Origin of the sequence: Flavivirga jejuensis, from assembly GCF_030540765.1 — a bacterium.
In the GTDB taxonomy this organism is placed as follows: Bacteria; Bacteroidota; Bacteroidia; order Flavobacteriales; family Flavobacteriaceae; genus Flavivirga; species Flavivirga jejuensis.
Map to the genome: position 1 here is coordinate 1,121,279 of NZ_JAUOEL010000001.1, position 15,765 is coordinate 1,137,043.

Consider the following 15,765-nt stretch of genomic DNA (forward strand, 5'->3'; position numbering starts at 1 on the left):
GGTCAGAACTGCAAAAAAAAGGCAGTTCTGGGTGAGGCAAAATAAAAAAAATCGATTTTTGCCTCTATAAAGGCAAAATGAAACTGGCGAAATACCCCTATGGCTTGCCTCGGGGATAGTCAGTTTCAAGAATTTTTTTATTGCTTATAACCTGAGTTCGATGTAAGGATCATAGATGAAAGTCAATAAATATGCTAGATTCAACTTAATAATAATTTAAGGAAGAAGATGGTATGTTTATTGATTTTTTGCTTGAAACTAATAGATTTGAATATGTTTCAGATATCTAAAATTCACTTTGTCGGTATAAGTTACTTATAAATAGTATTTTACAAAAAACAACCTCATTTTCCTTACGTCGAACTCAGGTTTATAGTAATTTCTATACTATAGATAACAAAAAGACAGCCAGATTTATAGGAATTAAAACGTTATATTTTTTCTTCAAAATTATAATAATACCTGATTACGTACTGTAATATTCAAAAAGTATGACAAATTGTAACATTTTTACTCAATGATTGTTACAATATTGCTCATTTATTGTTTTGGTTTTAAATAATTTGCATTAAACATTAAAATATTTATTTATGAATAAAATTTATTTACTAGTTGTATCTATATTCCTACTTGTAGGTTGCAGTAAAGATACTAAAGATGACGAGGTTATTGAAGTAGAGTTGAAATTCACTCAATTCGATGTAACATTATCAACAGGAGAAAAGTCCATAGGAATCATTGATGAAGATAACAAGCGTATATTATTAAATGGTATAGAAGAACCTTTAGATATTGTTTCTGTTGATTATAAATATTCAGAAGATGTGTTGTTAATAACGCCAGATCCATCAACAATAATAGGTAAATGGAGTGTTCTAGAAAAGTTTAGAATTCATTCTAGTGAAGTCTATGAAGAATATACCATTGAAATTCCTGATTATGTAGAACCTACGTATGAAAATAAAGCAACCATAGCTCCACTTGAAAAATTTGGAAGGGTTACAAAATACCATATGTTTGACATGAATCATAATGCTGGAGCTTTAAATAACATCAGTAATGCAGAGAGAGCTTTTGGTGAAGCTAAAATGAATGGTATTAGAATTCCATTGTATTGTGGAGATGCTTTTGGAGGACATCCTACAGAAGGTGAGGTGGTAGAAAGTGTTTACACAACTGTTTTAAAATCTATAGAGAATGCTAAAGCAGCTTATAGTGGTACTGAACCTTTTATGATTTTTGCAGGATTAAAAGTGTTAACATCAGATAAAGCAGAGTATTTTCCTGATTGGGTAACAACAGAAGAACCAACTGTAGCTAATCCTATAAAATATGCACAATTGGTTGTTGACTATATTGAGTTTATGCATGGAAAAGGACATACAATAGATTATTTTGCTTTTGATAAAGAAGCTGCTAGAATGGATGTTACAGATTTTACGATAGCTGTTGATGAACTAAGAGCAAGGACTGCAAGCCTTGGTTATGTGGTACCTAAAATTGTGGCTCCAGAATTCTATAAACCATTAGGTGAATCTGGATCTTTTAACGATTTATACAAAATTAATGGACAAGATAGATTTGACGTGTTTGGGAATCACTATTACTTAAATCACCATAATGTAACTAATCATCCAGATCTAAAATTCGAATATGAATTAGCTCAAAGTGATAAATATCGTGAAGCATGGGCTACTGAAGCGCATTGGGATAAAATTAGGTGTAGTTCAGATTATGAAAAAGAATCAGATATCTGGAGTTCTGAATATGCTATTGGATGTATGTTTGATTGGACTGATCTTGGATTAGATCTAGTAAGCTGGTGGGACTATTCTTTATCTGGAGGTAATTCACCAAGAAATTATATAATGAGAGCTTATACTGAATCATTGATTGGTTCGCAACCTATAAGAATGTTAGATCATGATGGAGAAGAAGTACTAAGTAGGTTGAAACTTCATAGTAGAGCATATATAAGAGATAATGAAGTAAATGTGTTTTTTATTAATACTGTGAGTCCATGTAATACAACTTTCACACCTCCTTTTTACGAAGATTACCCTGTTGGAATTCTAGATGGTTTTAAAATTGATGGTAATATAAGTGTAACACGATGGGATGATGATGATCAACCTTCAGGAGAATCTTTTGTTATTAAACCTGTAACAGAAAATCAATTTCTTATAGACATAACAACAGGTTCATTTACACATGTTTCATTTAAGATAACACAATAAGACTGGATATTTTAATCTAAAAATTCTCCGACCCTTGGGTCGGGGTTTCCAATTAACCTCTCCTTTGCCTCACCCAGAACTGCCTTTTTTTGCAGTTCTGGGTGAGGCAAAATAAAAAAATTCGATTTTTGCCTCTATAAAGGCAAAATGAAACTGACGAAATACCCCTATGGCTTGCCTCGGGGATAGTCAGTTTCATTATTTAAATAATCTAAAGTTTTTAATTAAACCACTAATGAAAAAAATAATATTAAGCACCATAATACTTTCAATGTTTGTTATTTCTTGTCAAAACAAAGAAAGTAAGAACTCAGAAACTAAAAAAAATGAGACTTCTCAAAAAGAAAAACAAATTCCAACTGCCTTGTCAGATTACTGGAAATTTATTGGAGAAGCAGTAAACGAACCTGGGTATGATGTATGGGGAAGTTCGCCAATAAGAGACGACCATGGAAATGTTCATCTCTTTAGTGCAAGATGGTCTTCTGATATCCCTTTTAAAAAAGCATGGCGTTACAATAGTGAAATTGCTCATTATGTAGCTCAAAAACCAGAAGGACCTTTTAAATATGTTGAAACAGTTAGAAAAGGAAAGAACGATGGAAAATGGAACGCAGCAGGTTTTCATAACCCTAGCGTAAAAAAAATTGATAATAAATATGTGTTAATTTTTATTGCCAATGATGGTTCAGACAAACATGGTCCTAGTCAAAGAATAGGTATGCTTATTAGCGATGCTATTAATGGACCTTGGGTAGAGGTTCCAAATAAAACCAAACCTTTATTAAGCCCTCCAGATGATGATAAAATTTGGTGTTATAATAGTGGTTTAGGTGTAAATAACCCTGGACTTATTAAGCATCCTAATGGGAAATATTATTTGTATTTTAAAGCTATGGCTGGTCCTAAAGGTACAGGTGCAAAAGTTAGTATGGGAGTAGCGGTTTCTGAGAAATTAGAGGGGCCATATAAAATTCAACCAGAACCCATCACAACAAATAAAACTAGAATTGAAGATGGCTATGCTTTCATGTGGAAAAACAAAGTATGTTTGTTGACTACTGATAATCATGGTATTATAGAAAAAGGTGGAGGTTTACTTTGGGTATCTGAAGATGGACTTAAATTCAATTCTGAACCTTTATCTGGATTTCATAATTATCAAGATTTTTACCTTAAAGGTAGTTTTCCAAAAGAAGCTAATATACGCTATGGTGGTAAAAAAGTTAAATTCGAACGACCTCAGTTGTTAATGAATGCTAATAATGAACCAGAGTATCTTTATTGTCCTAGTGGTGTTGCATTAGATGGTAGTGATGGTACAAATTCCTATGTGCTAAAATATGATGTAGAAATTAAATAATAGTAACCTGAGTTCGACAGGATCGTAGATAAAAGTCAATAAATATGCTAGATTCAACTTATAATAATTTAAGGAAGAAGATGGTATGTTTATTGACTTTTTGCTTTAAACTAATAGATTTGAATATGTTTCAGATATCTAAAATTTACTTTATAAATATAAATAACTCATAAGTAGTGTTTTACAAAAACAGCCTCATTTAACTTACGTCGAACTCAGGTTAGTATTAAAATAATATAATGAAACTTAAATTCTTCCTTCTATCCATTCTTTTTTATCAATAATACGTACTACAAAACAAATAAAATTTGAAAGGTTTGTTTGTAAAAATATTACGAAAACCCCAAACTCTATAGATCTAAGTTTGACATAAAGTTGATTGTATTTTATTGTATACAGTAATTTATTTTATTCTTATGTTGAACTCACGTTAATAGTAAGTAAGGGTGTTATTGATATTGTTTAAAATTACTAGGATGTATTATCGTCCTTTTTCTGTAGTAAAAGTTTCTGGTAACAGAATGGAATACAAAAAAGTCCGATTCATATGAAATCGGACTTTTCTAACTATTAATCTCTAGAAGTTATATTAATATTAATATTTGACTTCTATTTTAAATTAGGGTTAAAGTTAAAGTTTATTTTTAATTATTGTTTTACAATGCGTTTTACAAATGCGCCAGTATCAGTTGTAACGTTAAATAGATAGATGCCTGAATGTAAGTTAGAAATGTTAACTTCAGATTCAACACTATTAATAGTCTTACTTAATAAAGCTCTTCCGTTTAAATCATAAACAGTAATAGCAGCATTTACCAATTTGCTATTTTTTATAGAAACAACATCAGTTGTAGGATTTGGATAAAAGCTCCAACCTAATTCTTGTTCTTTAGAATCTACACTTAATGATGATGCTTCGGTAATAGTAGAAAAGTTTTTCCATACGTCTGCAGCAAAATAAGCAGCTCCAGCACCTTCAGGAACAGTTAAAGTGACATTATTAAATAGTTCAGGTTCAAATATTGTATTTACGCCGTCAGCACTATCATATGTAAGAACTAAAGGTGTTTCGCCTAACAACGTTAAAGATGTCAAGCTTGTTATGTTTTTAAACATGTTATAATTTGTTTCATCGATCGTAACTAATGAAGCAGGAAGCGTTAGAGAAGTAATTCCTGTGGTATTAAACGCTCCTGTTTTAATTGTTTCTACAACAGGTATATTTATTTGTGTAAGGTTTGCACATAGATAGAATGCCAAATTATCAATAAAAGTTGCTGCAGGTGCATCTATACTTGTTAATGATATACAATTATGAAACATGTTGTTACCAATAACAGTCGCATTAGTAAGGTCTACACTTTCTAGAGCAGTACAACCTTTAAACATATTAGTGCCAGCATTTGTTAAATTGCTAACGTTTGCAGTTTTTAGTGCGGTACAGTTTATGAATGCACTGTTACCAACTTTAGCTGTAGCAATAGCAGAAATATCAACAGTTGTAAGACTAGTAAGTGCTCTAAATGCTTGAAATTTAATTTCAGTATCGCCTTCAACAACTATAGATGTTATACCTGCTTCATCATTAAATGGAGCACTTTCAATAAGGCTAATAGAATAGTTGAATGCTCCATCACTAATAGTAGCTGGTATTACTACTGCACCAGATATTACTGTTTCGGGAGTAACCTTACTTAAAAGTGTCACTGTTGTGCCATCTCCAGTTACCCTGTATATAAAATCTCCAACGGTGAATTCAGTACCAACTGCTTGTTGTGCATTAGTTAATGTTATTGTGAATAACGTAACAAATAATAGTAATATTTTTTTCATTTTAATTTAGTTTAAATTGTTAATATTTAGCTTAATATGTAGCTAATTTATTTAAACTTTCAGTGATTTATGGGTGAGAATTGTAGCAATAAAGGGGTGCTAATGTTGTAATTTATATCATATTGAAAGAATTACCATCTATATGATCTAAAATAAGTTTTAGTTACTTGGAATATAGAATTTTAAAGTCTTTTTATTGATGTTTTTTTTGTTGTTTTTCAAATTCTGAGGAATAATCAGGATTCTTTTCTGTTGGTAATGGAGCTTTCGTTTTTAATCTCCAAGCTTCTAATTTTTTGTAAAGTTTGTCCGCTTTTTTTGGATGTAAATCTGCAATATTCTGTTTTTCGCTAATATCATCTTGTAAATTATAAAGTTCCAAGGCATTATCTTCAAAATAGTGGTGTAGTTTCCAATGTCCAGAAATAATAACTGACCCTGGTCTGGTTCTAAACAATGAGTCTCTACTTCCATCATGTCCTTTACTATAACTTTGCAAATACACTGGGAAATGAAAAACTAAATCTCTGCTTTTTATTTTCTCTCCTTTGAGTATAGGATTTAAATCTAAACCATCTAAAAGTGTTGCTCTTTTTTCTGGTTGCACTATATTTTGAAGTGTTGGATAAAAATCTAAATTAGATACATTTTGATTTGTAATTGTATTAGCTGTAATATTATTTGGCCATTTTATAATTAATGGAACTCGAATGCCGCCTTCGTAATAAGAACCTTTTCCTGCTTTTAATGGGTCTTGATGGGATATGGCTCGTATACCTCCGTTGTCTGATGTGAAAATAACCAGCGTTTTTTCTTCTAGTCCATTATTTTTTAGCGCAGCTAATAGTTTACCTACATTTTTATCCATTGATGCTATCATGGCAGCATATTTTGGGTTGTTTTGTCCGTCAATTCCTTTTTTATTTTTAAACTTTTCTATTAAGTGTTCTTTACCCATAATAGGTGTATGAACTGTATAATATGGTAAGTAAATAAAAAAGGTGGTGTCTTTATGTTTTTTAACAAACGATATCGTTTCTTTAGTTAATCGATCTGTTAAATACTCACCTTTAGGACCATCTTTAATATAATCGATATTATATGGAGAGAAATAGCCATTTTTACCTGGGTTTCCTCTGCTACTGCCACCAATATTGATGTCAAAACCTTGTTTTAAAGGATTGTCTCCCACATGCCATTTACCAAAATTAGCAGTTATATAACCTGCTGATTTTAGCATTTCAGGAAGTGTATAAATGGTGTCGTTAAGGTGTTTTGTGTTTTTTATAGGAATGAGTTTTCTTGTTTTGGTATGACCTCTATCAGATGGGCTTACCGTAAAAACACCATGTCTGGGTGTATTTAACCCAGAAATTAAGCAAGCTCTACTTGGTGCACAATTTGCTGCGCCAGCATAGGCGTTTGTAAAAACAAGCCCTTCTTTTGCTAATGCATCAATATTGGGTGTTTCATAATAAGAACTCCCCATAAAACCAAGGTCTTTCCAACCAAGGTCGTCAACATTAATAAGTATAATGTTTGGTTTTTTTATTACATTTTCTTTTGAGTCAGTTTTACAACTTATAAAAATTAGTATAATAAAGCTAAGTAAAATTTTTATAGCTTTTAATAGCACAATATTACTTTTGTTTTAGGTTGTATGTTTTTTTATATACTCGGTTGGACTCATGCCATATTCTTTCAGAAAACATTTTCCAAAATATTTTTGATTGTTAAAACCAGTCATATAAGCTATTTCAGAAAGATACAATTCATTCTTTTTAAGAAGTTGTTCTGCACGTTTTAATCTGATTTTTTTAATGAAGTTTACAGGTGTATCATTTAAAATAGCTTGAAGTTTTCTGTACAAATTAGCTCTGCTCATTCCAACTTCTGAAGCCAAATACTCTACGCTTAATAAATTATCATTCATAGAGTTTTCTATAATAGTTACCAATTTCCTAATAAATTTATCATCATTTGAATCGATATCAATTTCAGATGGTTCTACAGTAATTACCTTACTGTATTGTTCCTTAAGTTGTTTTCTGGTTATTAATACATTCTTTACTTTCCATTTTACAAATTCTAAACTAAATGGTTTTTCTATGTAATCATCTGCACCTAAACTCAAACATTCAATTTTGGTCTCTTCAGAGTTTTTTGCAGTAAGCATAAATATAGGAATGTTGTTTATTTCTGGGTTGTCCTTAATCTTTTTAAGCATAGATATACCATCCTCTATGGGCATTAATATATCACTAATTATAAGTTGTGGTTTTTCTTTTAAAACAGTTTCGTATCCTTCCTTTCCGTTTGAAGCTTCTTTAATATTAAAATCATTTTTTAACTCTTCTTTAACCATATGCCTTAAATCTTTATTGTCTTCTACAATTAAGACTTTTGGTTTATTAGATTTTTGTTTGGTTTTGGCATCATGAGCTAAGGAAACCTCCTCTATAACTTGAAACTCTGAATTTTTAATAAAGTTCTTTTTTAATGGCTCGGCCATCTCTAAACGTTCTTCTTTAGTATACCTTTTTTTGTTAATAGGAAGGTGAAAAGTAAATTTAGTATATGTATTTTTCTTGCTTTCAACTGTTATAGTCCCATGATGTCTCTCTATTAGTTTTTCAACTAATTCCATTCCTATTCCAGTTCCTGGAATATTATTACTATGTGTTTTGGTTGCCTGATAGTATCTATTAAAAATAAATGGTAAATCTTCTTCTGGTATACCAATACCATTATCTCGTACAGAACATTTTATATAGGTGCCTTTTTCAAGATTAGTAATGTTTGAGTTTTTAACATTGACAGATATCAATTCTAAATTAACATTTATTTCTCCTTGTTCTGGTGTGTATTTAAATGCATTTGACAGAAGGTTAAAGAGTATTTTTTCTAGTATATCGACATCATACCAACCTTTAATTTCTTTTTCTTTTGAAATAAATTCGTATTTAATATTATATATTTTCGCAAAATCATTAAATGCATTTTTTATAATGCTAATATCTTTAACGATGTCATTTTTAGATATGCTTAATTTGAATTTACCGCCTTCAAATTTTCTGATGTCCATTATCTGATTTATTAACCTACGCATTCTAAGGGTATTATTATATATACGTTGAGAAGTTAACGGGCTTAGTGTAAAATTCTTTTCTTTTATAACCTTTTCTATAGTTCCAAAAATTAAAGAAAGCGGGGTTCGTAACTCATGAGAAATGTCGGTAAAAAAGACCATTTTCATTCTGTTATGTTCGTTATCTTTTTCTCTGCTTATAGTTTCTTTAACTAAATTCTTTTTTAGATTATACCACCTTCTAATAAGCAGAATACTTACAAAAAATATAATTATTGTTAATACACAATATATAAAAATGGCCCAATTACTTCTCCAAATTGGTGCTTTAATAGAAAATTTCAACACAGTAGGAGTTTCATTCCATACGCCATCACTATTAGAACTTTTTACTTTAAAAGTATATGAGCCTGGAGATAGGTCGTTATAATTCGCATTTCTATTAGATGCATTAGTGTAAACCCAATAATTATTTAAACCTTCTAATTTATATGCATACTCATTTTTGATTGGATTTGTAAGATCTAATGAGGAAAAATAAACAACAATATTATTTTGATTATAAGGTAAAACTATAGGCGTTTTAGAATCAATTTTAACAACGGTTGATGCGTTTGATTTTGAATTTGTTTGATCTGCTTTTGTGGCTCCTAGAGTAGTAAAACTGGTTATTACTGTTGACGGAATCTTGTTGTTTTGAGAAAATTTATTTGTAAAAACAGTATAAAAACCTTCAGAAGACCCAAAATGTATATTGTCACCTATTTTGTTTGACGAACTAGAATTATATATAAACTGACTTTCTTTGATGCCATCCTCAAAGCCAAAATGTCTGGTCTTTTTATTTTTTAAATCAAAGCGTATCAAGCCGTCGTCTGTACTCAACCATAAGTTTTTCTTTTGGTCTTGCTCGATAGCAGAGATTATATTAGACGTTAACCCGTTTGATTTGCCATAGTGTTTAAAGTTATTAGAGTTTTTAAGATATAAGTTTAATCCACCACCTCTGGTTCCTATCCAAATATTTTCATTTAGATCTTCATGTAAACTTAAAATAGCGTTCGATGTTAAACCATTTTCTATAGATGGTAAATATTCTTCAATGGATTCATTATTAAAATCAATTTTAAAGAGCCCTTCACCTCGTGTACCAATCCATAATTCATTGTTTTTTGTAAAAAGCAAAACCGAAGTATGACTATTAGCAAGTTTAACTTTTATATCTTTTTTAAATTTTGATATTTGATTTTCTGAATTTATAATGTCTATACCACCATTCCAAAGACCAAGCCAAATTTCATTTTTACTAATAATTGCTATGTCTGTTATTGTATTTTTAAATTTCTTGATTTCAGTTAATTGTAAATCTTTTTTGTAAGATTTATAAGTGTCTGTTGTATAAAGACTATTACCATTAGCTAGTATAAGCTTGTCTTTTTCGAAATTTTGAGCAATAAGACTAATATTATTAAGCCCAGTTTCAATTTTATAGTAATTATTTAATTCTGTATTATAACGATACAAACCATCATTCATTCCAACTAGAATTGTATTTGGTGAATAGGATAAAATACTTCTAGCAATTGAATTACCAATATGATTGCTTGTTTCTATTTTATTAAAATTAAAAATGGATGTTCTTCCTAAATATTTGTTGATGCCTTTTAAAGAGCTAATCCATAAATTTCCAAAAGAATCAAATGTTGTACTAATAATATGATTGCTTTTTAAGCTGCCTTTTGATGGGTCTTGTGGAAAATAGATAAAATTATAGCTATTATTTTTTCGTACAGCTTTAAATAAACCTCCTGTGGTTCCTATCCATATATCATCGCTGTTTGGACTAAGTGTCAATGAAGTTGCAGATGCGTTAGAAGAAAACGGTTGCATGAAATCTGAATACTGTTCTAAAATTTCTACTTTAAAATCAGTTTTATTATAACCAAGAACAAAAAGCCCTTTTGCCGTAAGTGCTACTATTTTATTGTTTTCATATAGCTTTATAGACTTGATATTTTTATTGAAGTTTGTTTTAATGTATTCATTTTTGTCATTTAATATGAAGATTCCTTTTGGTGTGCCCAGCCAATATCGTCCAAAACGATCCTCAACAAAAGAGTTGATTTGTCCTTGAAACCTTAATAAATTTGATTTATTTGTATAGTTAAATTGTGTGTCAAAATCAGCTTTTTCAAAATCTTCACTTGGTTTAATTTTAACCAAGCCTGTATATCTCAAATTAGCCCATATTTCTCCATTTGGCGATTTGTGCAATACAGTAGAAGTTATGTTTTTGTAAAAGCCTTTAAACTTATTTTTCCTTCTATTGTAATGAATTAAATAGCTTTCACTTCCAATCCATAAGTTATTGTTGTCATCTTCTATGATAGAATTAATTCCATTATTAGGAATAGAGTATGGATCAAAGGCGTCTAATTGGTATGAGACCAAATTATTCCCATCATAGCGATATAATCCTGTGTCACTCCCAATCCATAAATATCCAAAACTGTCTACAAATAGCGTGTTAACCTTTTTGTTAAAAGGGATGCCTTGTATTTCCAATTCATGAAAATAAGTTTTATTGGATTGCGAATAGCTATATGTAATGCTAATTATAAAAAGGCAAATTGATGTATATATTAATATGCTAATTTTATTCCTAAAAAACATGTGTCTGTTATTTAATTAACAAGCCTAAAACGTTTTAAGCTAAATGTGTAAATCGATTGTATGTATGCTAATTACAGTGTAATATCTTATTTTTTTTGATAATACAGATATTTTTCAAGGTTAAATATGTTGCAAGTAAAGAGTGATAATGTTGCAATATAATAAAATAGAGTTTTTATGATACTTGCAACATATGTAGGTAGTAAAAGAGAATCTTATCGCTATTGATGTTTGTAATTTTGATTGTGTTGTAAACAAAGAGATAAAACCATTAACTTTATTATGAAGAATATCAAGAATCTGATTGCTTTTTTGTTATCGTGTAGCAATTTTAATTCAATTGCTTCCTCAGTAGTTATTACTACAATAGCAGAAAAATCAAATCAGTTGTTACCAAGAGTCAATATGATTATTGAAGGTGCAAAAAGGAGGAAGGCAACAGATTTTAATGTATCTTCGAAAAAAGTGTTGCAATTTTCTTACATTGAATTTGCAGTTCAGACTGTAGAACATTTCGTTTTTAACAAACCAGATGCAAATATTCGATCTCAGTATATACATACTATCATTAATTCACCAGAAGCGGGTAGGATTAAATACTTGTTTTTTGGAAGTAGACTCTAACTAAATAAGTGGACACCGTTAAATTATAAACAACTTACCAGGAATTAGGTTTTTAATTCCTGTTTTTAAATCAATTCAATTCAATGATTAAATTTTCTTTAAATACATTAGTTTTAGCTACTATTTTACTTTTAGTATCGTGTAACATTTCTAGTAAAAAAACAAAGGATAGCTCTATTGATGAACAGCCGAATATAGTTAAAGAAAAGCAGCCGAATATTATATATATTCTTGCTGATGATCTTGGGTATGGGGATTTAGGCTGTTATGGGCAAGAAAAATTCCAAACCCCAAATATAGACAAACTCGCATCTCAAGGTATGTTGTTTTCTCAGCATTATTCTGGTAGTACTGTTTGTGCGCCTTCAAGATCTGCCTTACTTACAGGTATGCATACGGGGCATACGGTAGTTAGAGGGAATAAAGAAATTGAGCCAGAAGGACAGTACCCTATTCCAGATGATACTTATACATTAGCTGAGGTTATGAAAAAAGCGGGGTATAAAACAGGTGCTTTTGGTAAATGGGGACTTGGTTTTCCTGGTTCTGAAGGGGACCCGATAAGTCAAGGGTTTGATGTGTTTTATGGATATAATTGTCAACGTTTAGGACATCACTATTATCCCAATCATTTATGGTCTAATAGAGATTCCATTGTTTTAAAAGAAAATTTAGGCTTATCAAAAAAAATGTATGCTCCAGATTTAATTCATGAAAGAACAATAGAATTTATTGAGCAAAATAAATCGAAACCATTTTTCTTATATGTAGCTTCAATTATTCCACATGCAGAACTTGCAGCTCCAGAAGCATTCATTAAAAAATATAGAAATAAGTTTTTACCAGAAAAAGTTTTTAATGGTGTTGACAGCGGTCCTGAATACCGAAAGGGTTCGTATGGGTCTCAAAGTGAATCTCATGCCGCTTTTGTAGCAATGATTGATTTGCTGGATCAGCAAGTAGGAGAAATCATGGATAAAGTTGAAGAACTTGGAATTGCAGATAATACTATTATTATTTTCACTTCAGACAACGGGCCTCATAAAGAAGGGGGTGCAGATCCTGAATATTTTAATAGCAATGGTGCTTTTAAAGGAACCAAAAGAGATTTATATGAAGGAGGTATTCGGGTTCCTATGATTGCAAAATGGCCAGGGAAAATAGAACAAGGTAGTAAAACAGATCATATTTCTGCCTTTTGGGATGTTTTTCCAACTTTTGCTAATATTACAGGGGTTGAAGTTCCAAAAGATATAGATGGAATTTCATTTTTACCAGAACTTTTAGGAAATAAAAAAGAACAAAAAAAGCATGCCTATTTATATTGGGAGTTTCACGAAAAAGGAGGGCGACAAGCTATTAGAATGAAAAATTGGAAAGCTGTAAAATATAATGTGTTAAAAACACCAAATGAACCATTGGAACTTTATAATCTTACTTATGATCTAGGAGAAGAAAACAATGTTGCTACACAGTTTCCTGAAATTGTTAAACAAATGGAAGCTCTTTTTCTTGAAGCAAGAACACCCTCGGATGTTTTTACATTTAGCCAGGAAACGTTTTTAAATGTAGATTAAGATTAACAAGTGAAAATAATTTAAAAAAGCTCAATCACATTTTGTGTTTGAGCTTTTTTTTTATTTCCTGAGAAATAAAGAGGGATTAATTAATTGAAATATAAAAGTTTAATTCGATTTTTATAAGATGATTTTTTAAAATTCTACTTAAATTTAGTTCCGATTAGTTTTTTCAGATGGATATACGTTACAAATAATACTTATAGATCTTTGAGAATTAGGAAATAATTTTATACTGAAATAAAAACCTTAGAAAAGTAGTATTGTTACTGGTTTTTAAACTAATAGTAGCATTTTTTTTATTAATAAATTATTATAGTTTATTAGTTGTTACGATGCTAGACCTACATATAAGATAGCATCGCTTTCCCATCTTTATGTCTGAACAAACAAAAGTGGCACTCCAAATGTACACAGGTTTGAATTTATGATATCTGTTCTATAAGGTAGGGCAAATACAATTTTATTGTAGTTCCTTTATTTTTATTTTCCTCAACGCTAACCCTGGAATTTACCTTAAACTTTTTCTTAAAAATTCTTAATCTTTCACCAATTATATTTACTGATAACGATTTGTGACTTTTGTTAGGCTTTATATTTAAGGCCTTTTCGTAACCAATTCCATTATCATCTATTCTGCAAGTCAATAGCTTATTTTTGTATTGCAAATCAATCTTAATATTTATATAACCTCTTATATCTGTATTGGTTATACCGTGTAAAATTGCATTTTCTATAAATGGTTGAATAAGCATTGGTGGTATAAAGACTTCCTCTTTGTCAATTACATCTTCAACAACAATATCAAAATCAAAATCATGAGAAAAGTTAGATTGTATTTCTAAATAATTACTTAAAGCAATAATTTCATCATTTAAACTTACAAACTCTTCTCTTGAATTTTCTAATGTTAGGCGAAATAGAGTTGCCAGTTTATTTATGTAAGGAATTGTTTTGTCTGAGCCTTTTTGAACTAGTCCACAAATTGAATTAAGTGCATTAGAGACAAAATGTGGATTCATTTGAGATCTTAGCAAACGTTGCTCAAGATTTTCTTTTTCATATTGTGCTTTTAGCTTGCGTTGTTTCCAAAAAAAATAACCTAATAAAAGAAATAACAAAAGGAAACCTGCCAAACTATAGCTTATAATTCTTTGTTGCTTTAGAATAATATCTTGCCGTTTTTGGGAAGTTTCTAATTGGGCTATCGAAACATCTTTTTCTTTTGTTTGATATTGAATTTCTAACTTTTCAAGATTTTCATCTAACTGCATTTTGTGAAATTTATCTAAATAATTTACACCTTCATTGAGCAGATTTGAATATTCTTTGGAATCTCCCTTCTTTTGATAAGCTATAGAAAGGGTTTGTAAAATTCTAACCATAAAATCTTTATCATATTGATTGATCTTATCTTGGCTCATTTTTTTTGTGTCCTTAATTAATCTACGCAAATTTTGTATCCCTTTTTCTAGTGGTCCTTCAAATACATTAACAAAACTCTTATAAAACAAATTATTTTCTTTAGCACCCTTAAAGGTTCCAATTCCATATAACTCACTAGCATTAATGGCTTTTTTGTAATAAAACAATGTTGAATCTATATCGTTCTCTTTAAAATTTATACTTCCCAAACTACCATATATCGAAGGTATATTTCTTTTAAATTCCCCATACAATTCATGTTTCATATGCGAAGCTTTTAATGCTTTTTTGTAATAATATTTGGCTGTTATTTGATCATTTTTCGCTTCATGATATGAAGCTATGCTCATGTAAGTAGCTACAGCAGCCCTGGGAACAGCCATAAAAACTGTGTCTTTTGAGGCTTTAATATTATATTTTAAAGCCAAACTATCATTGCCTATTGCAGAAAGATTTCTTGCTATTCCTTTTATTAAATATGATTTCCATTTAAAGTGATACTTTTTTGTTAAATCATATCCTTTTTGATAGTTAATAATTGATTCCTTATAATTTTTAAGCTCGTTTAAGGCATGCCCCTTATTCAAATAAGTTCTAATTAAAGGCCTACCATCTATTTCTCTTTTATTTTCAGATTTGTGGTATGATTCTATACTTTTGTTGCAATAAAAAACTACAGAATCGTATTGACCATTTTTAAGAGAATTAGTTGAAAGCAATCTATAGTAATAGGGCCACCCATGTAAGTTGTTATCGGATTCCAACAGTCTTTTAAAACTTGGAATGTCGATATTTGCTACTGAGCCCACAATTAATGAATCTATAAATTTTTGACTATATTGTTCTCTATTTGAATCAAAATTTATCATCTTTCTCTCTTGTGAAAAAGATGATATATTTAGCCCCATAATAAATAAAATTAAAATCCTCATACTTTCCTGCAAA

At 30.0% G+C, this 15,765-nt stretch carries 8 protein-coding genes; 4 read left to right on the forward strand and 4 right to left on the reverse strand.

The window, feature by feature from the left end; translation table 11 throughout:
• The first annotated feature begins 590 nt into the window (after positions 1-590).
• Complete coding sequence (locus tag Q4Q40_RS04740; RefSeq protein WP_303300577.1) at positions 591-2,237, forward strand: hypothetical protein; 1,647 nt, start codon at positions 591-593, stop codon at positions 2,235-2,237.
• Positions 2,238-2,472: 235 nt separating this feature from the next.
• Positions 2,473-3,600 (forward strand): glycoside hydrolase family protein, encoded by a 1,128-nt coding sequence (locus Q4Q40_RS04745; RefSeq protein WP_303300579.1) that lies wholly within the window; start codon positions 2,473-2,475, stop codon positions 3,598-3,600.
• Between the two features lie 648 nt (positions 3,601-4,248).
• Here the strand turns inward: Q4Q40_RS04745 and Q4Q40_RS04750 are convergent.
• The 3 genes from Q4Q40_RS04750 to Q4Q40_RS04760 all read right to left on the reverse strand — a co-directional run bounded on the left by Q4Q40_RS04750 (position 4,249) and on the right by Q4Q40_RS04760 (position 11,194).
• Entirely contained in the window at positions 4,249-5,433 is a 1,185-nt protein-coding gene (locus tag Q4Q40_RS04750; protein ID WP_303300580.1) for a leucine-rich repeat domain-containing protein, read from the reverse strand.
• 193 nt (positions 5,434-5,626) lie between these two features.
• Positions 5,627-7,069 carry a sulfatase gene (locus tag Q4Q40_RS04755; protein WP_303300581.1) on the reverse strand — a complete coding sequence of 481 codons (1,443 nt, stop codon included), beginning with the start codon at positions 7,067-7,069 and terminating at the stop codon, positions 5,627-5,629.
• 15 nt (positions 7,070-7,084) lie between these two features.
• Positions 7,085-11,194, reverse strand: coding sequence for a hybrid sensor histidine kinase/response regulator (locus tag Q4Q40_RS04760; protein WP_303300582.1), 4,110 nt, complete (start codon positions 11,192-11,194; stop codon positions 7,085-7,087).
• Between the two features lie 282 nt (positions 11,195-11,476).
• Between Q4Q40_RS04760 and Q4Q40_RS04765 the strand changes: the two genes are divergently transcribed.
• Together Q4Q40_RS04765 and Q4Q40_RS04770 are read left to right on the forward strand one after the other, a co-directional pair.
• Positions 11,477-11,818, forward strand: coding sequence for a hypothetical protein (locus Q4Q40_RS04765; protein WP_303300583.1), 342 nt, complete (start codon positions 11,477-11,479; stop codon positions 11,816-11,818).
• Positions 11,819-11,901: 83 nt separating this feature from the next.
• On the forward strand, positions 11,902-13,395 hold the full coding sequence (locus Q4Q40_RS04770) for an arylsulfatase (protein ID WP_303300584.1): 1,494 nt from the start codon (positions 11,902-11,904) through the stop codon (positions 13,393-13,395).
• A 425-nt stretch (positions 13,396-13,820) separates the two neighbouring features.
• Here the strand turns inward: Q4Q40_RS04770 and Q4Q40_RS04775 are convergent, their stop codons facing one another.
• A complete protein-coding gene (locus tag Q4Q40_RS04775) occupies positions 13,821-15,728 on the reverse strand; it encodes a histidine kinase (protein WP_303300585.1) in 1,908 nt (635 codons plus the stop codon).
• Between the last annotated feature and the right edge of the window lie 37 nt (positions 15,729-15,765).